Raw genomic sequence first — 20,545 nt, 5'->3', positions numbered from 1 at the left:
CTGTTAGAATGAAACCAGTTCATCTTTAAATCAGAGGCTTCGTGGAGGTATCGGCTTCGAGTGTCGATGCCAGTTTAGTCATCGATAGCCAATGCCTTAGTGTTGGCAGAGAGCTCTTTGCCACCTTTCAGTAACAAGGCCAACCAATGGACAAATTCGACGACATTCCTAACATCAGCTACGGCAGTCCACTATTGGATAAGATTGGCATCGACATACTGGACTTAACACAGTTCCTCAACAACTTAAGCCAGCAGGGAGTCCATCCCTACGAGCCGCACCGCGTCAGCTATTTCTGTTTCATTTTTTTGGAACAGGGGAAAGGTCAACACTCCATTGATTGTCATTCGTACCCCTATCAATCCAACAGCATCATCTTTGTCAACAAAGGGCAGATACACGCGTTTGATCAACAAGACAGGCCCAAGGGTAAGCTGCTCATTCTGACACCAGAGTTTTTCTCAGCCGCCTCCGCCAATATTCGCACCTCCTATTTTGTACCGGTCCACCAAAGCCTGAGTGCTTTTCCCATTCTTCACCTCTGTCCGGGGTTAAAAGAGACCAGTCGAGCGCTATTGAATGAGATGAAGACCGCCTTAACTGAGGGGGCGGATAGCAGCGTCATTGTGCAACTGCTGTTCTCGGCCTTATTGATCAAGCTAGCCAAACAACGAGACCGCCATCTCGCTCATCTCAGCGAACAACAAAAAAACCGTTTTGGCGAATTTCTGCGCCTGGTCGATAACCACTTCACCGAAAGTCGGGAGGCAAGCCAGTACGCCCAACTCTTGCATACCAGCTATAAATCCCTGAACCAGCTTTGCAAAGTTTGCTGCGGCCACACCGCCAAACAGTTGATCGATTTCCGCATTATCCTCGAGATCAAACGCAAACTGACTTTGGGAGGCTGCTCGGTCCAGCAGGCTGCCTTTGAACTGGGGTTTGAGGACACCACTCACTTCATCAAGTACTTCAAACGCCACACCGGCAAAACCCCTGCCGCCTTCAAGCGAGCCTACGAGGGATAGCACAGGTTCCCCCAGCCCCGCCTTGGGCTCCAGCAAAGAAGCGTTTTAAATGCCCGTTTTTCATATGGATGGACAAAAAGCCAGCCAACTTTGCTACACTGCCGAGTTCTGTTTGCAATGAAATTCATCTGCCATGAACCACACCGCCATGATCGCAGCCCGGCCCGGCTCAAAACGCACCGCCACCTGGTTGTTTGCCGTATTCTTGGTGGTGGCACTGATGGTCGCGGCTATGAGTTGGGTCAGCGTCAGAACCGGTTTCATGGTTCAGGAAGACTCCGAGCAGATGGTCCAGCGCCACATTCCGGAGATGGAAGCCATCGGCGTGCTGCAGGCGGCATTGAGTCAACAGGTGAATCAGTTATACCTCTACTATGCCACCACCGATCGGCCCCCTTATCTCTCTCGATCCCGCGAGCTCAATCTGAGCATTAACCGCGGCATTGCCCACCTGCAAGATCTCGGCATCACCGCCCGTGACGCCACCGTTCTGCGTCAGAGCATTACTCAATTCAACCTTCATGCGGCCCAGTTTGACACCCAGATGAGCGGCCCCAGGGATTGGGATAAACTCCGTCAGACCCTGTCCGATGCACAACAGGTGGTCGACACTGCCCATGAGCAATTGAATCAATGGCAGACGAAGATCCGCATGGCCACCATGAACGACAGCGAAGCCGCCCTGTCTGAAGTCAACAAATTGTCACGTCTGCTGGTCGGCTTCAGCATCGCCATACTGGCAGTATCGGCCTTTGTCTTGATGACCTTGTATTTGCGGCTCAAAGACCGCGATCAACTGTTCCGTTTTGCATTTTACGACTCCCTTACCGGGCTACCCAACCGTCGAACCCTGACCCAGGATCTGTCTGATAACCTGCAACACACCGACGCTGGCGCCTTGATTCTGCTGCGGCTGGAGCGCTATGCCTTGCTCACCGGCACCTATGGTCACAGCTTTGGCGGCGAGGTTCTGATTGCCGTCAACCAATGGATTCAGCGACGCCTTAGCAACAGTGGTTGCACCACCAAGCTGTACCGCTTCGGTGAAGACAGTTGGGCAGTGACCGTCCATCACAGCCATCAGGCCCGTGAACTCAGCGAACTGGCTACCAAGCTGGCCCAACTGGCGGACGAACCGCTGTATGTGCAGCAACGGCTGTTGAACCTGAGCGGCAAGATCGGCATTACCCGCTACCCTCAGGACAGCAACGACAGCGATCAACTGATGCGCAACGCCGATGCCGCCATTCACAGTCTCAGCGGCAGCAACCAAAGCTACCGTTTCTACGACCGCGAACTGACCGAGCGAACCCAGCAATGGCTGGCCACCGAGGCCGCCCTTCGACACGCCATTCGCAACCATGAATTTGAGCTGTTCTATCAGGTTAAAATTCACGCCAAAACCCTGAAAATCGCTGGGGCCGAGGCGCTGATTCGCTGGCACCACAACGGCAAAACCATTTCGCCCGCCGAGTTTATTCCCGTCGCCGAGCAAAGCGGACTGATTGTGGCTCTGGGTAACTGGGTATTGAATGAAGCCTGCCGCCAGCAAGCTCAATGGAAAGCGGAGGATCGGCCGCTCTACCCGCTGGCGGTAAACGTCTCGGCTCAGCAATTTGCGGATCCAGCCTTTCCCCAGACCGTGTCCGACTGCCTGGCACGCCACGGCATCGACGCCCGCCTGTTGGAACTGGAGATCACCGAAGAGGTGGCCGCCGCCGATCCGCAACGCGTGGTCGAGACCATGCAACAACTCAAGGCGACCGGCGTCACCATTGCCCTGGACGACTTCGGCACCGGCTACTCCTCCCTGTCCTACCTGCAGCGCTTGCCCATCGACACCCTGAAGATCGATCGGGCCTTTGTCTCGGGTATCGACACCGTGGCCGACAACGCCGCCATCGTCGATATGATCCTGTCACTGGCCAGCCAGGGAAATCTGAAGGTTGTCGCCGAGGGAGTCGAAACCCAGGCCGAGTCACGACTGCTTAGGGAGAAATCCTGCACCCTGCTGCAGGGGTATTTGTACGGACGGCCGGAGCCAGCCCCCACTTTCAGTGAACGACTGAGTAACAGGCTGCCCAGCCGTGCCGCCACGGTGTAAGCTCGCGGCCGTCACCCATAGGCCGCTACGATTTTAACTCGCAGGACATCAAAATCACGTCAAAATACTGCATTTGAAATAACGAAATTGCGCTTTTGTTGTGCACCCTGAAGATCGGTGCCAAAGGCCTTTACCGCCAGCGACCCTCCTGAGTACAGTCCGGGTATTCCCTCTCCCACAGCAGGCATTCGGATCGGTCGATGAACACCTCTCTCGCACAGTTCCCCTCCCGGATAGCGGGGTCTTTGCCCCCATGGCAGCAGATACTGGATACCATCAAGCCGACCATCTTCCACCACGGCATTCAGGGGTTCTGGTTTCAGGGAGTCGCCCTTTGCGCCTACGACAATTATCACAGTAACTGCCGCAGCAACCTGTTTACCCCCCACACCCTGCGACGGGCTCAAGGGGTGCTGTGTTCATCGCCAAAGATCCGCCAGCTGCACCAGCACTACGTGAGCCGGGTCGCGACATCGGATCCCAACTTTGCCGCCGCCTTGCAGCTGCAACAGCCCTATTGCTATGGTCTGGATCCGGACACCACCAAGGCCGGCCGCCTGTTTCACAGTCATGGTATTCATCAGGTATTAAGCTGGCCGTTGCTTCAGACCGACTGCCACTCCTGGGCGGGACGCTTTACCCTGCTCAGCGACAACAGCATCGACACTGAGCAGCTAGGCAGTACTCTGGAGATCGCCCAAATGAAGCTATTCCAGCTTGGACGAGAGCGATTCAACCCCTACCGTCAGGGCCGAGTCTTCACCTCCACGGCGCTCGGAGTCCTGGCCCTGACCGCGCGGGGACTGCACAACCACCAGATTGCCGAACAGCTGCACCTGACGGTAAGAGGGGTGGAGTACCACCTCGAAGCGATGAGAAAAAAGCTGGCTGCCAGCAATCGTGCCAACCTGATCCACATCGCCCACCAACTGGAGATTATCTGAACATGCTCGTCCTCCTGGTCGAAGACAACCGCCTGTTAGCGAAGAATATTGTTCACTTTCTTGAGCTCAACGGCATCGACTGCGATTACGCCAGCACCCTGCACCAGGGGGGCGAATTGCTGTTCCAGCGCCACTACGATGCCCTGATACTGGATCTGAATCTGCCCGACGGTGACGGCGTTATGGCCTGCCAGCAGTGGAAAGCCCAGTGCCTGCCGACCCCAATCATCATGCTGACTGCCAGAGGCAACCTCAACGACCGACTCAAAGGCTTTGAGGTCGGCGCCGATGACTACCTGGTGAAGCCCTTCGCCCTGCCGGAGTTGGTAGCCCGCCTGAGAGTGATCGCCGAGCGCCGGCCGGCGCCCAAGGTGCTCACGCTGGGCGACCTTGAAATCGACTTTGGCAGTCATCAGGCCTGGCGCCAGCAGCAACCACTGGCGCTATCGAAAACCGGCTGGCAGATCCTGTCGCTGCTGGCCAGGCGTAGCCCGGAAGCGGTGGAACGAGAAGAGATTGAGCGTATGCTGTGGCCCGACACGCCACCGGACAGTGACAGCCTGCGCAGCCACCTGCACCTGCTCAGGAAAGTGGTCGACAGGCCTTTCGACAGCAAACTGATCCACACCCTGCGCGGCGTCGGCTTATGTCTCAAGGTAAGTCGCGATGAAACCTAAACTCAGCCTCAAGCGGGTCTATCAGGGCTACGGTCTTGCGTTCCTTGCCATCACCCTGGCCATCAACAGCATCATCCCCCTATGCATGATGTGCACCGGCATGTTTTCGATGCATGAAATCACCATGAATAACGCCGGTCAGGCCGCCGAGCAGTTGTTCAAAAGCAGCGGAAAAGCCTTTGTTACCGAAAACATTCAGGTGTTTGACCGTTGGCAATCGGTTCCCAGGCAGGTACGTGCCATCAGCGACTTTGTTCCGCCCAAACAGCCGCAGTCCATCCACTACCAACACGTCGATGGCCCCTTCATCGATGCCCTGATGCTGTATCAGGGCCAGGACCAACGTCCCTACTACGTCTGGCTGCACTACAATGCCACTCACGACCTGGTGTTTGCCCCTAAAAACATGACCGCCATTTTGCTGCTGATCGTCATGACCTTCGGCGTGGTCGCCAGCCTGGCGTTTTATATGCAGAGTCAAGTCATCACCCCGGTGCACCAGATCAGCCAGGCCATCAAGCAACACGACTGGCAAAAAATGCTGCCACTGCAGTTCCCCAAGCAGTGCTACGCCGAACTGCAGTCCATCGTTGACGCCCTCGAGGGCTCGATACGGCAACTGAAACAGGCGCAACAGCGGGAACTGAGTTTTCTGCGCTTTGCCAGCCACGAACTGCGTACCCCCATCGCCATCTGCCAATCCTCATTCGATATTCTGACCCTGCAGCAAGGTCAATTGAGCGGACCGACACTGCACGCTCGCCAAGCCACCGCCCAGATGAAGTCGATCACCGAAACCCTGCTGTGGATGATGGATCCGGACTGCAGTTCCATGGACCCGTCACCGGTGCACCTGAGCCAGATGCTGAGTCAGGTTGTCGAAGACCAGCAACACGCCCAGGGCAGCAGCGTTGCAGTCAACCTTAATGGTGACGCCACCCGACTGACCACACTGAAAGAGCCCCTGTCCATCGTGCTCAACAACCTGATTCGAAACAGCCTGGAACACGGCGCCGATGGCATCGACATCCAACAGCGGGGCAAATGCATCGTTATCAGCAACCCCATGGCCAACAATAACCACAGTGGCTTCGGCCTGGGATTGATGCTGGTCAAGCGTCTGACCACGCAACTGGAATGGCAGTTTGAGATCGACACCAGCGACAACCGCTTTCGAGCCTCACTGACGCTGCCCTGAGGTTGATTCAATCGAATGCACACCGGCGCCCTTTGGGCGCCGTTTTCGTTGCTGGTGGCCTATAAACAATCGACAACTGCGATTATTTAGTTGAATAAAAAATTGAAAAATATTATTTTGACGTTAATTTCACAAAGGCACCAAATCAATAAAAAGCCAAACCAGTCAAGTTCCACAGGTTTATTTAAACGAGCTCACAAAACCCAACACCACAGGTAAAAATGATTTCATTCACTGCCTTATTCCACACACTTTAATCACCGACAACCCAGTCCCGGAAGCATCTCCCAGTCCATTATTTTCAACCCGGTATTCTGACCAGGAATTTTCAGCTAGGAATCCCTCGGATGAACACCAAGTTAATCGCAGCACTGTCAGCATTGCTGGTGGCTCCCGCCATGTCAGCCACCTCTCTGGACCTGGGCTACAAAGCCTATACATCGGATACCCGAGACGACAACGCCGGCGCCTACAACCAACCTTTCTTAAAACTGAGCCACTTTAACAAAGCCGATTGGGGCACACTGTTTGCTTATGTAAAACTGGAGAATCCCGGCGAAGTTAAGGACGCTCAACACGGTGCCGACGGCAAATTAACGGTAAAATCTCTGGCCATTGTCGATAAACAGATTGGCAGCAGCAATCACAACCTGTGGATGCAAAACTTCCTGTCTTCAAATCGCACCGTTATGGAAGACAACCTGTATTTAGGTCTGACTACCAATCAAAAATTTAATGGTCTGTTTATTAACGCCGGTATCGGTATTAACTATTCCGCCGCCTCTTTTAGCCCCACCAATGCCAGCTTCGATGGCCTCAGTGGTGGTGCCGCCGTCATCAACGCCCGCTACCCCTTCGCCCTCGCAGGCCTGAAACACAGCCTCACCGTGAACTACGAAGGTCAATTCGGCCGCGATGACGAACACAAGCAGACTCTGGGCTACGACAGCTACGGTCATCAGCTCATCACCACCCTGAAAACCAACCTGACCGAGTCCCTGTACACCAAGCTGCACCTGACCCAGTTCGACAGCTGGGGCGCCACCCCCAACGACGGCATCGAGTACGGCATCGCCATCGGCATGAGTTTTTAAAGAGAGAGAATCCCTGTGTTAAAGAAAACCCTTATCTCCAGCGCCATCCTGGCCCTGGTCGTCGGCTGCAGCAGCCAGGTTGACAACCCCAGCGTCACCAGCGAAGGCAAGGCCTTTGGCAAACATGGCGAAATCCAGGTAAAAACCGAGGTCAAAGATGGCCAACTGGTGGACATCCAGGTTCTGAAACAGAACGAAAACAAGGTGCTTGCCGCCTCGGTCTTCACCGAGATGAAAGACGCCATGATCGCCAGCAACAGCACCGAGGTAGACGGCATCAGTGGCGCCACCATCACCAGTGGCGCCTTTAAGGAAGCGGTAGACAACTCCCTGGACGCCGCCGGTGTCACCCTGATTGCCGGGGCCGCCAAATCCAAGAAGCAGGCAGACGTCGCCACCGAGCAACAGTTCGATGTGGTGGTTGTCGGCTCCGGGGGCGCCGGATTCAGCGCCGCCATCACTGCCAAAAACGCCGGGGCCAATGTGGTCATCATCGAGAAGATGCCGACCGTCGGCGGCAACAGCCTGATCACCGGTGGTCAGATGAACGTCCCAGGCAACTGGGTTCAGAAACAGAAAGGGATCGAAGACAGCATCGAACTGTTCGTCAAAGACACCCTCAAGGGCGGTGACTACCTGGGCGATCCCGAGATGGTTCAGATTCTGGCAGAACAGGCTCTGCCGGCAGCCGAGTGGCTGCGGGATTACATCCACGTCGACTTCTATAAAGATCAACTGTTCCAGTTTGGTGGTCACAGTGTCAAACGCGCCTTGATCCCGAAAAACCACACCGGTGCCGAGTGGATCAGCAAGTTCATGGCCAAAACCGATGAGCTGCAGATCCCCATCCATACCCGTACCACAGCCAAGGCCCTGATTCAGGATCAGAATGGCCGGGTTATTGGCGTGGAAGCCGAGAAAAATGGCAAGACCATCAGCTACTTCGCCAGCAAAGGTGTGGTGCTGGCGACCGGTGGATTTGGCGCCAACGTCGAGATGCGTACCCGCTACGTCCCCGAACTGGATAACCGCTATGGCACCACCAACGCCCGCGGCATCACCGGTGACGGCATCGTGATGGCGGAAAAGCTGCACGCCAAGACCCACAACATGTCCTCGATTCAAACCTACCCCATCTGCCACGTGGACACCGGTGTGATCTCGCTGATCGCCGACTCCCGCTTCTTTGGCGCCCTGCTGGTAAACAAGGAAGGCAAACGCTTTGTGGAAGAGTTGGAGCGTCGTGACGTCATCAGCCGTGCCATTCTGGCCCAGACCAACCAGCAGGCGTATGTACTGTGGGGCAATGAAATCGAACAAGCCGCCAAAGTGGTGGGGGTACACAAAGATGAGTTCGAAGAACTGAACCGCAAAGGCTACATGTACAAAGCCGACAGCATCGAAGAGTTGGCCGACAAGTTTGGCATCGACAAGCAAGCGCTGATGGCCCAGGTAGGCCGGGTCAATCAGTTTGCCAAACAGGGCAAAGACCAGGAGTTTAACCACCGTGGAGGCCTGAAGACGCTGCTGCAACCTCCGTTCTACATGCTGGTTGCCAAGCCATCGGTACACCACACCATGGGTGGCCTGGTCACCGACACCCACACCCGGGTCATCGCCGACAACGGTCAACCCATTGAGGGCCTGTTTGCCGCCGGTGAGGTCACCGGCATGACCCATGGCTCCAACCGCCTGGGTGGCAACGCCATCACCGACATTACCGTGTTTGGCCGCCTTGCCGGTCAGCAGGCTGCCGCCAACTAACCCCGGTTTTTTACTCACCCGACAAGGCCGGCCCCTGAGGCTGGCCTTTTTCGTTTCAGGAACCCCACCATGAAGCTTCTTCCCGCCGTCTGCGCTCTACTGGCACTGCTCAGCCTGACCTCCTCTGCCGCCCCGCAGATGCGTCACATTGCCGGAGACACCATGGGCACCACTTACACCATCCAGTGGCGGCAACACGCGCCCGAGCACAGCCCAGCCCAGGTACTGATGGCCGTTCAACAACAGCTGGAGCAAATCAATGCCGGCTTGTCGGTGTTTCGACCCGACTCGGAGATCAGCCGGGTGAATCAGGCTCCCATCGGACAACCGATTGCAGTCTCGAAGGATCTGGCCAGCGTGGTTGCCATCGCCAACCGGATCAGTACCAATACCGACGGTGCCCTGGACATCACTCTGGGACCGGTGATCGAGTTTTGGGGATTTGGCCATCGGCCCCGGGATCTCAATCATAAGAATCGGGGCCAGTTAGAGCGCGCCCGCAGCCACACCGGCATGGAGGGGTTTACGCTGCAGCAGCGCACCCTGACCAAGCTGATTGCCGGCCTGGCTTTTAACCCGTCTGCCGTTGCCAAGGGCTATGGCGTCGATCGGGTCGCCCTGGTGCTGGATCAACTGGGCATTGACCACTACTTGGTGGAGATTGGCGGCGAAATCAAAACCCGGGGCCAGCCAGAGCCCGGCCGTGACTGGCAGATTGCCGTTACCCGGCCAGAAAAGCTGAGCCTGGCATTGCAGCAGATCGTACCTCTGAAGAATTTGTCGATGGCCACCTCGGGCAACTACGTCAACTTCATAGAGAACAACGGGGTACGCCTAGGACACATTATCGATCCCCGCAGCGGCTACCCCAGCCTAAGCAATACCCTGTCGGTGACGGTCATCCACCCCAGCTGCGCCATTGCCGACGCTTACGCCACGGCATTGATGGTATTGGACGCCGAACACGCCCTGACCATCGCCCAGCAACACGCCCTGGCGGTGATGATCATCGAACAATCCAGTACCGGCCCCCGCAGTCGCTTCAGCGAGTCGTTCGCGCAGCTGCTCGGCCGCCACTGAGACACAAAAAAAGCGCCCGAAGGCGCTTTACTCAGTTGCAGGGAAATGCAACGTCTTAGTGAGCACCACCGGCGTGCATCACGTCAATACCGTAGGTCTTGCCTTCGGCGTGACAAGTCCCACAGGACTCAACCGGCAGATCCGCGCTGGTAGAAGGCTCACCCTCTACGTAAGAGCCGTTACTCTTGAAGTGCGCCAGCGCCGCTGGGCTGGAGTGGGCGTGACAGGTTCGGCACGCTTCGGCGACAGGCGACAGGTAACCGTCATTGACGCCATCAAAGTTCAGATCCACGCCCAGGGCACGCTTGCCGGACGCCAAACCACCGTCGGCGGCAAACAGGGCGGTGTCATCCTTGTGACAGGCCACACAGCTGTTGGCCTGATCCGGATAGCCCTGAGTCGCCATGCTGCTGTCCAGGTGGATGGCCGGGAAGCCGCGGTTGTCGTCCCACAAACCGGTGTGGAAACGGTGGGCCACGGCAAACAGGTCGCGAGTGTGGTAGCTCAGACCATCGATGGTCTTAAACACCGGATTGCCATCGGCATCCACATCGTCGGACTTGTACTCAACCGCGGCGTGATAAGAGCCGCCCCAGGTTTCATTGTGGCAGTTCATGCACTGGTCAAACTTGAGGTTACCGTAGTGCTTGGCGTTGGCCAGGGTATCGTGGCAGTTGTTGCACTTGGCTTCGTCGGCAGTGATGCGATCCGGCTGGCTGAAACGGGACACCAGGGCATCGCTGCCATCGGCGTTGGCCAGGTTCCAGTAGGCGGTATCCATGGTTACCGCCACATAACCCACTTCATACTGAGGCTTGGTGTCATCGCCACCTTCATAGCACTCAATCAGGGCACCGTCTTTGCTGCACAGTGACAAGCGCGAAGCCAGGTACAGGCTTTGCCCATCCAAGTTCAGATTACCAATGGCCGACGCTTCCACTTCACCGGCAGCGGCAGCGGCCCCGGCAAAATCAACATCGGTATTCTTGGTGACGGTACCGTCGGCCACCACGCTGCCCACCATCAGGGTGGAGTACTTGGCATAAGGCCCGAAATCGAAACCATCGGCGACATCGCTGCCATCTTGCTGAACCGCCAGGGTCACGGTCAGCTTGTCCTGCATCTCGATGGTGCCATCCACGTCCACCGCTTCGCTGTTTTCGCTGTAGACCACGTTGACGACCTGGGCGGCAATGGATGCCGTCGCCTTGGTACGGTCGCCGACATTATGGGCACTGCTCATCCATTCGGTGGTGTGACAACCACTGCACGCCGCGGCGTCAATGCCGGCATGGGGCACCGCCAGCGAGTCGTCATTTCTGAAGTCGATGTGACAGGCCTGGCAGGCTTCGGCGTAAACATTGGTCTGCCAGCTTGGCTCGCCATCGTGACACACGGTACATTCGTTCAGCTCGGACGGGAATCCGATTTCACCGAACATCTCGTGGGCTTCGCCAGTCAGTTCTTTACCCAGAATGGTATGAATCTTATGACCACCGTGGATGGTGTGCACCATGGGACCAAAGTCGGCATTCCAGCCGATGGCCGGATCATCCTGGCCGCCGCTCAGTGCCGGGTTGTGGCAGGCAACGCAGTTTTCCACTTTCTGATAGTTGTGGTGGGCTTCGATGTTGGCAATGCGACCATCCTGCTCGCCGTGGCACTGAATGCAGGCGGCGTTGCTGACGGTGTCCTTGTCAGACTGAGCCAACTCGCCGGTGGCCGGAATGTAATCCAGCGGTGACGAGAAGATCTTATCGGCGATGCCGACACCGGCGGCATTGACCACGTTGTAGGCTCTCATGAACACCCGGTGCAGATCGTCGGCACTGGCAGAGGCCAGAATCACCGGCGCCGGCCCTTCGTGGCTCCAGGTTCCGGTGTAGGTGCCCGGGTTGGCTTCATCTTCCACCAGAGTACAGGCATTGACCTCATTGCCCCAGGACAGGGTTTTCCCTTCCGGGGTGCAATACATGTAATAACCGGCCTCATTAGCCATCACGTGGTTGACCCACTGCTTGGGCGCGCCACCGGCGTCGTTGGCCTGTTGATTCAATACATACAGCGCCACCTTATCCATGCCAAGGAAAGGCACGTCTTCCCCTTTGGCATTTTTTCCAGTCACGCTAAACGCGACCGAGAACGGTTGCCCGGCGGCAATGGCCAGGTTTTCGGGCAACAGGGTAATGGTCATCTCTGCGGCGGATTCAATGGTGTCGGCAAAGCTGCCTGCAGGCAAGCCCGGCTCTCCCGGCTGGCCCGGATCTCCAGGCTGTCCCGGAGCGCCATCCTTGCCATCGTCACCATCGCTGCAACCGGCCATCATCAAAGCCGATGCAATCAGTAACGCCAACGGTGCTTTTCTTGTCATTCTCATCATCATTTCTCCAAAAATGGAATTCGCCCTCTAAGTGGCTGGGAGAAATACTATTTGAAGTGGCTAAACCCTGAATTTGACCAGAGTCACTGTATTAGAAAACAGTGATGAGCACGCAGAAACACTGAAAAACAACCAACAGGCAGCACAACTGACTGATTGCGCAATTGTTATCAAAATGTATGATGTAATACCGATGCAGCTTTGGAATATGCGAGACAGTTTCACAGGCTGCATTTATGAAACCGGTTTTCAGCAATTCTGTCTGAGTATTTGAGGTAGAATGGATATTAATGCAGTTCGAGAAAGCCTCAACTGCTTACATTGCTGACTTATAAAGCGACAAAAATATTAGAATAAGTGACACTACTATCAATAAAATTGTATATATCGCTACGGCCTAGTCGTTTTCGAGTGAATAACAATAAACTTGCTGCATTAATTCTTGCTAGTTCTGTGATTCCAGTCAGACACCTGATTCACTCGATAACGTATAGTGCGATAAAAAGTAGGGCGAGCCCGGGCGATGGACAAATTACGAGACATCAACATTTTCTCTTTTCAGGTCTTCGTACTTGTATACGAGTCACTTAATTCCCTAAGTGTGGCTCAGACACTGAATGTACCTGCATCTAAAATAAGCCGCTGTTTAAATAGCTTACGTCATGCGTTGGACGATCCTCTGTTCCATCGCAAACAGTACGGCTTTGAACCCAGCGAAATGGCCACCCGCATCTATCCCGAGATGAAGCGGGTGCTGGAGTTGGCTGGTCAGGCATGCAGCCTCGGTCAAGAAGAGAATAATCGCCTGAAACAAGAGATCGTTATCGCCTGCCCTACTGGCCTGTGTATTAAACTGGCACAGTATCTTCAGGCAAGCGCAAATGAGAATAATCAGCATTTTACTTTTAATGTGAAACCGATCACTCATCATATTGATTCTGAAATTCAGCATGGGGATATTGATGTTGCCATCAGTTTCGAGAGTTCTACCGCTGAAGGTGTGCGCAGTCAGTTTATTACCGAAGGCAATGCGTTATTTGTGGTCGGTAATCATCAACACCCCATCTGGCAGCGCAGTATTCAACCTCAATTAAAAGAGATCATTGATTATCCGTTTATTGTCACCGACTGCCCTGCGTTTAACGACCGCATTGATCCCCTGGAAGTGTACGCCAACGACATCGGCCGCCATCTGAATATTGAAACCAAAGTCAGTGGCCTCACCGAACTGGCTGATCAACTGGAAACCAGTCGTGGGCTGACCTTTATCGGTCAGAAATACGCCGCCGAATTTATGGATCGTCTCAGTGACATCAGCATCCGCCGCCTGCCTCAGGATCAATTTGACCTGCTGCACCAGCGCATGGGCGTGCCGAACTATTACCTGCTCAGCCACCCAAGGCAACAGCAGATGCCGGAATGGCTGCTGTCCTGCATCGAGCAATTCATCATTAACTCCGTGGTGCTGCCGCCGATTGAATCCAAGGACTACCCATGACCAGCGTCAATATCGACAAATTGAAAGACATCAACCTGTTTGTTATTCGCGCCTTCTGTCTGGTGTACCAACACGGTAACTCCATCGCCGTGGCCGGCATTCTGGATGTGCCACCATCGAAAATCAGCCGCAGTCTCAATGCGCTGAGGCAGTCCTTTTCCGATCAGCTGTTCATACGTCGGCAGCACGGTTTTGAACCCACTCCACTGGCAGACAACCTGTACCCGATCCTCAGCCGGTTATTAGGCGAATCCGAAGAGATCGCCGCCATCGGTCACTACAAGGAGATGGATCAGCACAATAACCTGCACATCATCACGCCACCGCAGTTGGCCATCAACCTTATCCACAGCGTGCGCTGCGCCGCCGATAGCAACAACGATCCTCACAGCATTCATCTGAAGCTGTTCAATGACTCCACCCTGGATGAACTGGCTTCCAACCGCGCCGATGCGGTGATCAGTTTCACTCCGGCCGAGCGAGAAGGGATCCTGTCCAAGGCCATTGCCACCCCAAAGAAGGTCTACCTGGTGGCCCGTGAAGGCCACCCTATCTGGGACAACCCCAGCCTGGAGCAGATCGCCAGCTACCCCCATATCCTCTATGGCAACTCCTGTTACCCCAACAGCCAGTCGCCGATGAAGTTCTACTGTAAGCGCAAGGGCATCCCCTTCAAACTGGACTCCATCGCCTCGGACATGGCGGCCATGTCCAACTCGCTGCTGGAGTCTGACGCCGTGTCACTGCTGGCCTTCAGTTCTTGCGCCAGTTTCTTCCGCGACCTGAAAGGCATCCAGGCAATTCAACTGAGCTCGCGCCAGTTTGAAGAGTTGGTCAGCTTTAAGACCCCAAAGACCATCTACCTGTGGCTCAAGCACGATCAGGATGGACGGGTTTCCACCCCCATCTGGTTACAAAAGAGCCTGGAGCAGCACATTCTCCACTCCCTTGGTCAGGCCGGTTAGATGCTCCCCCACCGAGGCAACTGAACCCCGGTGGGCTCCCTTTACCCCAATGACCCACTGAATCCGCCGACAGAGGCAGCCAGATCAGTCCCTTTACTAGCGGCGGTATTCTGCCAGCACAATCCCGCCTATACTGGTCGGCCAAGCAACCGACTCATAAGAGGGAACCATGATCGACTCTCGCCCCTACCCCATTGGGCGGCTCCACACCCCGTGGAACGACGCCGAAAAGGCAGCCTGGCGGGCCAGCACCCGGATTCAGCGCAGTTATCAGAGTGAGGTGGTCAATGCCATTCGGGCCCTGGCCGATCGGTTCGAACTGCTGCAATACGGAGCCCTGTCGTACGATCCAGAACGCTACCCGCTGCTGGCCCTGAAAAGCCCAGGTTGGCATCAGGACAAGCCCACGGTCCTTATCAGCGGCGGCGTTCATGGCTATGAATCCAGCGGTGTCCATGGCGCCCTGACGTTTGCTCGCGAGCGGGTACAGGACTACCAAGACCGCTTCAACCTGATCATTGCTCCGTGCATCAGCCCTTGGGGCTATGAAACCATCAATCGCTGGAACCCGAATGCGGTCGATCCCAACCGTTCCTTCTACCCAAACAGTCCGGCCCAGGAGTCGGCGGCGTTGATGCGGTTGATTGAGTCGTTACAGGTCGAATTGCTGGCCCACATCGATCTCCATGAAACCACCGACACCGATGAGTTGGAGTTTCGTCCGGCCCTGGCGGCACGGGATGGGGTCGAATACGTGCCAGGGATCATTCCCGATGGCTTCTACCTGGTGGGGGACAGCGACAAGCCCGAGCCCGAGTTTCAGGCGGCCATGATCGCCGCGGTACGCCAGGTAACCCACATCGCCCCCGCCGATGATCAGGGCAACATCATCGGTTCCCCCCTGCAACAACCGGGGGTGATCAACTACCCCACCAAGAAGCTGGGCCTGTGCGCCGGACTCAGTGATGCCCCGTTTGTCACTACCACCGAGGTGTACCCGGACAGCCCCTCAGCCACTGCCGAGCAGTGCAATCAGGCACAAGTGGCGGCGGTCTGTGCCGCGCTGGACTACCTCAACGCCACAGAAGAGTAAGCACCCACATACCCAAAAGGCCGCACACGGCGGCCTTTTTTGAATCTCACCAGAGTCGGCGCCTGGGCCGATTTGTCAATGCAGTGTCACCTCATGCAGTTGCTGGGCAAACTGCTGCTCCAGGCCATCCAGCCACTCATAGCGTTTGGTGTACAACCGCCGCTTGCTGCGTTTCAAAGTGGCGGTGTCCTTTCGTACCGGCATCAGCGGCAGTTGAAAGAAGTGCTCATTCACCGGCTCGCCGCTGTGTTCCAGCCACTGAGCGTCGTAATCAAATCGCACCGCATTGCGCTTGCGGCCAATGTAGCGAGGAGACTGGTAGATATGCCCCTTGTTGGTCACCGCGTACACCTTCGCCAGCCCCAGTTGCCGCGCCAGCATCAACGCCAGCTCGACCACCAGCGATTTGGGTCTTAGACCGTGCATTCCCTTGGTCAATGCCCGAATCACCTGCTCACGATTCTCAACCCGGTTGGTGGGCCCCTGAACGGCCCCGATGTACATGACACCGCCATCGCGTTCGGACAGGCTGAAACTGATGGTGAACACCCGTTGCCCCAAGCTGTTTTTCAGGCTCAGTCCCAGGCCACCCTCCTTGTTCAGCCCCTGATCCAGATAGACCTCATAGGGCTGCTCCTCGTTATCTTGAACCTCCAGTAGCTTGATGCCATGACCGGTATAGATCGCTTCTACGCGAGAACCAAAGCGCTGCAGCAGACACTGGTGGTGACCATTGATCTCGTCGATACGACGCTCTTTGCCCCAGCCGATGCACACATAGGGGCGAAACGGCTTGCGCACGACTCTGGGGTTAATCTGCAACACCGGTTTCAGACACTCGGCATCCAGAACCCGGGTAACCCGGGCGATGTCCCGCGCATGCAGGTTACTCCAGACCAGGGTCGAAGCGACCCGAAACCGGCGTTTCAGCCCCCGGTGTTTTCGGTTCAGTGACCGCGAGAGCGACAACAACGCTTTTTGATTCTCCACTCGTTCTCTGATGGACACTTTTACCCCTTAGCTTGCGCGACACGAAAAACAAAGGCGCAAGGTTAGGAGAAATGGGGGCAGCAAAAATGTGATCCTGGGCCACCTCTGCAGGGCGCTGACACAGGCTGACAAACGCCCTGACAAACGCTTACATCAAGCGACTTGAACGGTGGGAAATTCGGCTGAAATCCGCAACGGGCGGATAGCCACATAGACGCTCATCCGCATGCCGGCGACAAAAAGGGCGGCTTAACGCAGCCACAATGGCTAACGCTGACTCAGGGTGATTTCAGAAAATGCTGAATTCGCTCCTGATACAGCTTATCCAGTGCCTCGGCCACCGTCAGAGTCTCGTCCCGATCCAGGTAGCGGTGCACCGCATTGACCACATAACGACGGGACTGACCATGCTGTTTGGCAAAAGCGGCACAATGACGGTTGAGCTCCCGCTCCGACAATTGCTGTTTCTGCTGCTGCTGAAACGCCAGAATCGCCGCATCCAGGTTGTGGTTGTGCTTAGCCAGCGCTTCGGCCAGTTGCCCCTGCTTGATGCCGTAAGTACGGCTGGCGTACACCAGCGCGGCCTTGAGGCTATCAAAACGCTCTCCAAACACCCGCACCGGTTGTGGCTGAAGCTGAGTCACTTCGATACGGCTGCCTTCCAACTCGTAGGCATAGCCAGGGTATTGGCTGCGACGATGGGCCTCTTCACCCAGAGTCAGGCCGGCGGCAATGCTGTGACTGAGTGAACGATCCAGCTGGGCCACCTCATCCTGATTCCAGCGCAGATAGACATTAATGGCCTGCTTATATTTGTTGGCCAACTTGGCCTGCACCACATCCCGGCGCTGCAGCAGCAATCCCATGGTGCAGCCTTTCAGCAGAGTCAGGCACTCCTTGCAGGCCGGCACCTGCAGGTTATCGGCGGCCTGCTGATGATCCGCAAAGGCATACCAATGGTCGCGGGGCGGCGCGAAATCCGAGTCGGTGGCGATGCAGCCGCAATAGAAGCAAGTGTGAAAGTGCGCGTCATCGGCGGCGCGCATGATGCGGTAACGCGGATCCAGTTCAGTCATTCACACTCTTATTGAGGCTTGAGGATGGGGCGGCCATTCTAGCCCAGAAGCGGCTCGCTTATCGACCCCGGTTCGATATTCCCCCCCGGTCCCCTCCAGCGCCGACACCCAGGTGTTTGACTTCGCCAGCCCTTGGCTGCGGCGAGCACATTTATCTTGATGCTCAAACAATTTGACATTACATTACTTTGAAATTCAAACAAAGTAGGTTTTCTAATGGAATTCGACACCCTGTTTTACGTCGCGCTGCAATCCAGTCTGGTGCTTGGCCTGGTGCATGGAGTTAACCCCTGCGGTCACTCCTGGTTAGTACTGGCTCCCTTCGTCGCCGGCAGCAAGGATGGCAAACACGTCTCCAACCTGACCGCTGCCTTCATTGTGGGCACGACTCTGGGCTGCCTGGCCATTGGTTTGGCTCTGGGTTTATTGTCCTCCGGGCTGCCGGAACAAGTGCTTCATATCACTGATATTGTCACCGCTATCATCATCATTGCCCTAGGGGCCATCCTACTCTGGCGCCCCCATTTGCTGCATTCTCATGACCACGACCATGACCATGGACATTGTCATGGGCACAGCCATGACCACGGGCATTGCCACAGCCATGGCAAACCCAAGAGTTTGAAAAAGGCCACCGCATTTGGACTGGCATCCATCGGCTTCGTCAACATGATCGTCCCCTGCCCCACGGTTGCCATGATGTACTCCTACTCCCTGACCGCTGCCAACACCGCCAACTCCGTGGCGGTATTTTTCATCTACGCCGTGGGTACTGGCATCAGCATGGCCGCGGTGATTTTTGCCATCTTTCGAGCCACCAGCGCCATGCGAAAATTACAAAAGCCTTGGATTGAACCCGCCATTATGCGCAGCGTGGGGGTGTTGACTATCGGGTTCGGTGTGTACACTCTCTACTCCAGCTACCTGTTTTAATTAAACAGCAGAGAGATTCAATGCCCCATCTTGACCAACTCAATCATGCCATTATCGAATTTTACGAAAAGCTCTCCTCATGGGAACACAGCGTGGTCAAGGAGATTGGCGTCACTTTGGCCCATGTCCACGCCGTAGAACTGCTGGGGATTCACGGAGCGATGCGGATGAAAGAGCTGGCCATGAAGATGTCAGTCACCACCGGCACCATGACGGTACAGGTCGATAACATGGTAAAAGCGGACCTGGTTAGGCGACGACCCCACGACACGGATCGTCGCTCTATTCTGGTGGAGCTCACCGAAAAAGGTCAGCAGATATACCAAAATCACGACGCGCTTCATCATGACCTGACCCAGCAAATTACCTCCGGGCTGGATACGACACAGCAGCAGGCGCTGCTCAATTGTCTGATACAAATGAACCGGGAGTTCTAACCCTAAGTCGCCATCAGCGCCGGTGATGGCGGCGAGCCTTGAGCATCTGCGCCAGATTGATCAGCACACAGGCGCCGTTCATCAAGGTCACCGGATAGGCCTCGATGGCCAGCCCGTATCCGGCCATGATCAAACACCCCAGCGAGTTAAAGGTCCGCAGGAAGTACACGTTGGCCGAAAGCAGTGACACGGTGATCAGCGCCGATCCCAGGTAGCCCATCAACTCAACACTCATACTGGGTCTCCTTAATTGCGGGAGAGAGCGGGTTGCCTCAAGGCCGCACAAGCCCCGGACAACGCACTCCTAAGTCATTACAGCGTCAAGCCACCCTGATGCAGGCGATACAGGGTTTCCAATGCGATCTGGGTCTCCAGCTCGATCCCCTCCTCCAGCGGCAGGTTGCGCTTACCCCACAGGTTTTCTCCGCGCTTATGATTGGCCGCCGCCGCACAGATGGTTGCGCCTCTAAGGCCGCGTCGATGACAGACGGTAAACAGCGCCGAGGATTCCATCTCGATGTTTTTCAGCCCCAGATCGATCAATTTCTGAATCCACTCCGGACTTTCACCATAGAAAGAGTCGTCGGTAGAGGTGATGCCCCAGTGCACCTTGGCGCTTTTATCGGTGCAGTACTCCTTGGCCACCGAGATCAGCTCCGAGGTCACCTCCAGATCGGCGATGGCCGGGAAGTTATCCGGTACGTAGAATTTGGAGGTGCCTTCATTTTTCATCGCGCCGGTAGTCACCACCAGATCGCCGATGTCGATCTCATCCTGAAGGGCCGCACAACTGCCCAGACGGATAAAGACCTTGGCCCCGATGTTGGCCAGCTCCTCCGCCGCGATGGCGGTAGAGGGGCAGCCCATGCCGGTGGAGGTCACAGAGATGCGAACCCCCTTATAGAAGCCGGTGTAGGTTTTGTGCTCGCGCTTGTGAGCCACCAACTCGGCATCGTCCAGGTATTTGGCAATGATATCGGTACGGAAGGGGTCACCCGGCAGCAGCACATACTCGGCCACATCACCATCAACCATACCGATGTGGTACTGACGAATGCCCTGGGTTTTTTCATCTTTGTTTACAACAGTCATAACAGCCCTCTTGGTCATCTGACGACCTCTGTGCGGTCTCCTTGGTCGAGGAGGAACCCTCCTCGCCGGCGAATCAACGGCTTCATCTTAGCGTCGGTCACCAGGGCCACACAGAGCCAGATGGAAAAGCTGTTTTTCCTGCTGAGAAACAACAAAAAAGGAGCCCTCAGGCTCCCGCGTGCACTCGACTTG

Annotated in this window: 18 protein-coding genes; 13 read left to right on the top strand and 5 right to left on the bottom strand. The window is 56.0% G+C overall.

Annotated features, from left to right (window positions below):
- Positions 1 to 146 precede the first annotated feature (146 nt).
- The 8 genes from J8Z22_RS02905 to J8Z22_RS02870 all read left to right on the top strand — a co-directional run bounded on the left by J8Z22_RS02905 (position 147) and on the right by J8Z22_RS02870 (position 9,889).
- Complete coding sequence (locus tag J8Z22_RS02905; RefSeq protein WP_252008685.1) at positions 147 to 1,028, top strand: AraC family transcriptional regulator; 882 nt, start codon at positions 147 to 149, stop codon at positions 1,026 to 1,028.
- Between the two features lie 133 nt (positions 1,029 to 1,161).
- Positions 1,162 to 3,132: a bifunctional diguanylate cyclase/phosphodiesterase gene (locus J8Z22_RS02900; RefSeq protein WP_252008683.1), complete on the top strand. Its 1,971-nt coding sequence runs from the start codon at positions 1,162 to 1,164 to the stop codon at positions 3,130 to 3,132.
- A gap of 200 nt (positions 3,133 to 3,332) precedes the next feature.
- Entirely contained in the window at positions 3,333 to 4,076 is a 744-nt protein-coding gene (locus J8Z22_RS02895) for a helix-turn-helix transcriptional regulator (protein ID WP_252008681.1), read from the top strand.
- 2 nt (positions 4,077 to 4,078) lie between these two features.
- Complete coding sequence (locus J8Z22_RS02890) at positions 4,079 to 4,753, top strand: response regulator transcription factor (RefSeq protein WP_028114240.1); 675 nt, start codon at positions 4,079 to 4,081, stop codon at positions 4,751 to 4,753.
- Entirely contained in the window at positions 4,743 to 5,951 is a 1,209-nt protein-coding gene (locus J8Z22_RS02885) for a HAMP domain-containing sensor histidine kinase (RefSeq protein ID WP_252008679.1), read from the top strand. Before J8Z22_RS02890 ends, J8Z22_RS02885 begins: the two co-directional genes overlap by 11 nt.
- Before the next feature lie 347 nt (positions 5,952 to 6,298).
- Complete coding sequence (locus J8Z22_RS02880; RefSeq protein ID WP_028114242.1) at positions 6,299 to 7,045, top strand: outer membrane protein OmpK; 747 nt, start codon at positions 6,299 to 6,301, stop codon at positions 7,043 to 7,045.
- 15 nt (positions 7,046 to 7,060) lie between these two features.
- A complete protein-coding gene (locus J8Z22_RS02875; RefSeq protein WP_028114243.1) occupies positions 7,061 to 8,809 on the top strand; it encodes a flavocytochrome c in 1,749 nt (582 codons plus the stop codon).
- A 69-nt stretch (positions 8,810 to 8,878) separates the two neighbouring features.
- Positions 8,879 to 9,889: an FAD:protein FMN transferase gene (locus J8Z22_RS02870; RefSeq protein WP_252008677.1), complete on the top strand. Its 1,011-nt coding sequence runs from the start codon at positions 8,879 to 8,881 to the stop codon at positions 9,887 to 9,889.
- 55 nt (positions 9,890 to 9,944) lie between these two features.
- Here the strand turns inward: J8Z22_RS02870 and J8Z22_RS02865 are convergent, their stop codons facing one another.
- Entirely contained in the window at positions 9,945 to 12,260 is a 2,316-nt protein-coding gene (locus tag J8Z22_RS02865; RefSeq protein ID WP_252008676.1) for an OmcA/MtrC family decaheme c-type cytochrome, read from the bottom strand.
- Positions 12,261 to 12,792: 532 nt separating this feature from the next.
- Here J8Z22_RS02865 and J8Z22_RS02860 point away from each other — a divergent pair.
- The 3 genes from J8Z22_RS02860 (at position 12,793) to J8Z22_RS02850 (ending at position 15,825) form a co-directional block, all read left to right on the top strand.
- Complete coding sequence (locus J8Z22_RS02860; RefSeq protein WP_084144528.1) at positions 12,793 to 13,767, top strand: LysR family transcriptional regulator; 975 nt, start codon at positions 12,793 to 12,795, stop codon at positions 13,765 to 13,767.
- Entirely contained in the window at positions 13,764 to 14,732 is a 969-nt protein-coding gene (locus tag J8Z22_RS02855) for a LysR family transcriptional regulator (protein WP_028114247.1), read from the top strand. The genes J8Z22_RS02860 and J8Z22_RS02855 overlap by 4 nt, the downstream gene beginning before the upstream one ends.
- 169 nt (positions 14,733 to 14,901) lie before the next feature.
- Positions 14,902 to 15,825 (top strand): M14 family metallocarboxypeptidase, encoded by a 924-nt coding sequence (locus tag J8Z22_RS02850; RefSeq protein WP_252008674.1) that lies wholly within the window; start codon positions 14,902 to 14,904, stop codon positions 15,823 to 15,825.
- Positions 15,826 to 15,900: 75 nt separating this feature from the next.
- On the opposite strand, the gene J8Z22_RS02845 is transcribed toward J8Z22_RS02850, so the two are convergent.
- Positions 15,901 to 16,833, bottom strand: coding sequence for a VirK/YbjX family protein (locus J8Z22_RS02845; RefSeq protein WP_051252847.1), 933 nt, complete (start codon positions 16,831 to 16,833; stop codon positions 15,901 to 15,903).
- A gap of 260 nt (positions 16,834 to 17,093) precedes the next feature.
- On the bottom strand, positions 17,094 to 17,891 hold the full coding sequence (locus tag J8Z22_RS02840) for a hypothetical protein (protein ID WP_028114249.1): 798 nt from the start codon (positions 17,889 to 17,891) through the stop codon (positions 17,094 to 17,096).
- Between the two features lie 216 nt (positions 17,892 to 18,107).
- Between J8Z22_RS02840 and J8Z22_RS02835 the strand changes: the two genes are divergently transcribed.
- Positions 18,108 to 18,824: a sulfite exporter TauE/SafE family protein gene (locus J8Z22_RS02835; RefSeq protein ID WP_252008672.1), complete on the top strand. Its 717-nt coding sequence runs from the start codon at positions 18,108 to 18,110 to the stop codon at positions 18,822 to 18,824.
- A gap of 20 nt (positions 18,825 to 18,844) precedes the next feature.
- Positions 18,845 to 19,261 carry a MarR family winged helix-turn-helix transcriptional regulator gene (locus J8Z22_RS02830; protein WP_028114251.1) on the top strand — a complete coding sequence of 139 codons (417 nt, stop codon included), beginning with the start codon at positions 18,845 to 18,847 and terminating at the stop codon, positions 19,259 to 19,261.
- A 13-nt stretch (positions 19,262 to 19,274) separates the two neighbouring features.
- Here the strand turns inward: J8Z22_RS02830 and J8Z22_RS02825 are convergent, their stop codons facing one another.
- Together J8Z22_RS02825 and J8Z22_RS02820 are read right to left on the bottom strand one after the other, a co-directional pair.
- Positions 19,275 to 19,496, bottom strand: coding sequence for a YgjV family protein (locus J8Z22_RS02825; RefSeq protein WP_028114252.1), 222 nt, complete (start codon positions 19,494 to 19,496; stop codon positions 19,275 to 19,277).
- 77 nt (positions 19,497 to 19,573) lie between these two features.
- Positions 19,574 to 20,353: a nucleoside phosphorylase gene (locus J8Z22_RS02820; protein WP_252008669.1), complete on the bottom strand. Its 780-nt coding sequence runs from the start codon at positions 20,351 to 20,353 to the stop codon at positions 19,574 to 19,576.
- Between the last annotated feature and the right edge of the window lie 192 nt (positions 20,354 to 20,545).

The organism is Ferrimonas sp. SCSIO 43195, from assembly GCF_023716685.1.
GTDB lineage: Bacteria > Pseudomonadota > Gammaproteobacteria > Enterobacterales > Shewanellaceae > Ferrimonas > Ferrimonas kyonanensis.
This window is presented reverse-complemented; position numbering and strand designations above follow the sequence as displayed.

Coding starts and splice junctions, on each gene's coding strand:
- J8Z22_RS02905 (WP_252008685.1), top strand. CDS start 147: ATGGACAAATTCGACGACATTCCTAACATCAGCTACGGCAGTCCACTA.
- J8Z22_RS02900 (WP_252008683.1), top strand. CDS start 1,162: ATGAACCACACCGCCATGATCGCAGCCCGGCCCGGCTCAAAACGCACC.
- J8Z22_RS02895 (WP_252008681.1), top strand. CDS start 3,333: ATGAACACCTCTCTCGCACAGTTCCCCTCCCGGATAGCGGGGTCTTTG.
- J8Z22_RS02890 (WP_028114240.1), top strand. CDS start 4,079: ATGCTCGTCCTCCTGGTCGAAGACAACCGCCTGTTAGCGAAGAATATT.
- J8Z22_RS02885 (WP_252008679.1), top strand. CDS start 4,743: ATGAAACCTAAACTCAGCCTCAAGCGGGTCTATCAGGGCTACGGTCTT.
- J8Z22_RS02880 (WP_028114242.1), top strand. CDS start 6,299: ATGAACACCAAGTTAATCGCAGCACTGTCAGCATTGCTGGTGGCTCCC.
- J8Z22_RS02870 (WP_252008677.1), top strand. CDS start 8,879: ATGAAGCTTCTTCCCGCCGTCTGCGCTCTACTGGCACTGCTCAGCCTG.
- J8Z22_RS02865 (WP_252008676.1), bottom strand. CDS start 12,260: ATGACAAGAAAAGCACCGTTGGCGTTACTGATTGCATCGGCTTTGATG.
- J8Z22_RS02860 (WP_084144528.1), top strand. CDS start 12,793: ATGGACAAATTACGAGACATCAACATTTTCTCTTTTCAGGTCTTCGTA.
- J8Z22_RS02855 (WP_028114247.1), top strand. CDS start 13,764: ATGACCAGCGTCAATATCGACAAATTGAAAGACATCAACCTGTTTGTT.
- J8Z22_RS02850 (WP_252008674.1), top strand. CDS start 14,902: ATGATCGACTCTCGCCCCTACCCCATTGGGCGGCTCCACACCCCGTGG.
- J8Z22_RS02840 (WP_028114249.1), bottom strand. CDS start 17,891: ATGACTGAACTGGATCCGCGTTACCGCATCATGCGCGCCGCCGATGAC.
- J8Z22_RS02835 (WP_252008672.1), top strand. CDS start 18,108: ATGGAATTCGACACCCTGTTTTACGTCGCGCTGCAATCCAGTCTGGTG.
- J8Z22_RS02830 (WP_028114251.1), top strand. CDS start 18,845: ATGCCCCATCTTGACCAACTCAATCATGCCATTATCGAATTTTACGAA.
- J8Z22_RS02825 (WP_028114252.1), bottom strand. CDS start 19,496: ATGAGTGTTGAGTTGATGGGCTACCTGGGATCGGCGCTGATCACCGTG.
- J8Z22_RS02820 (WP_252008669.1), bottom strand. CDS start 20,353: ATGACTGTTGTAAACAAAGATGAAAAAACCCAGGGCATTCGTCAGTAC.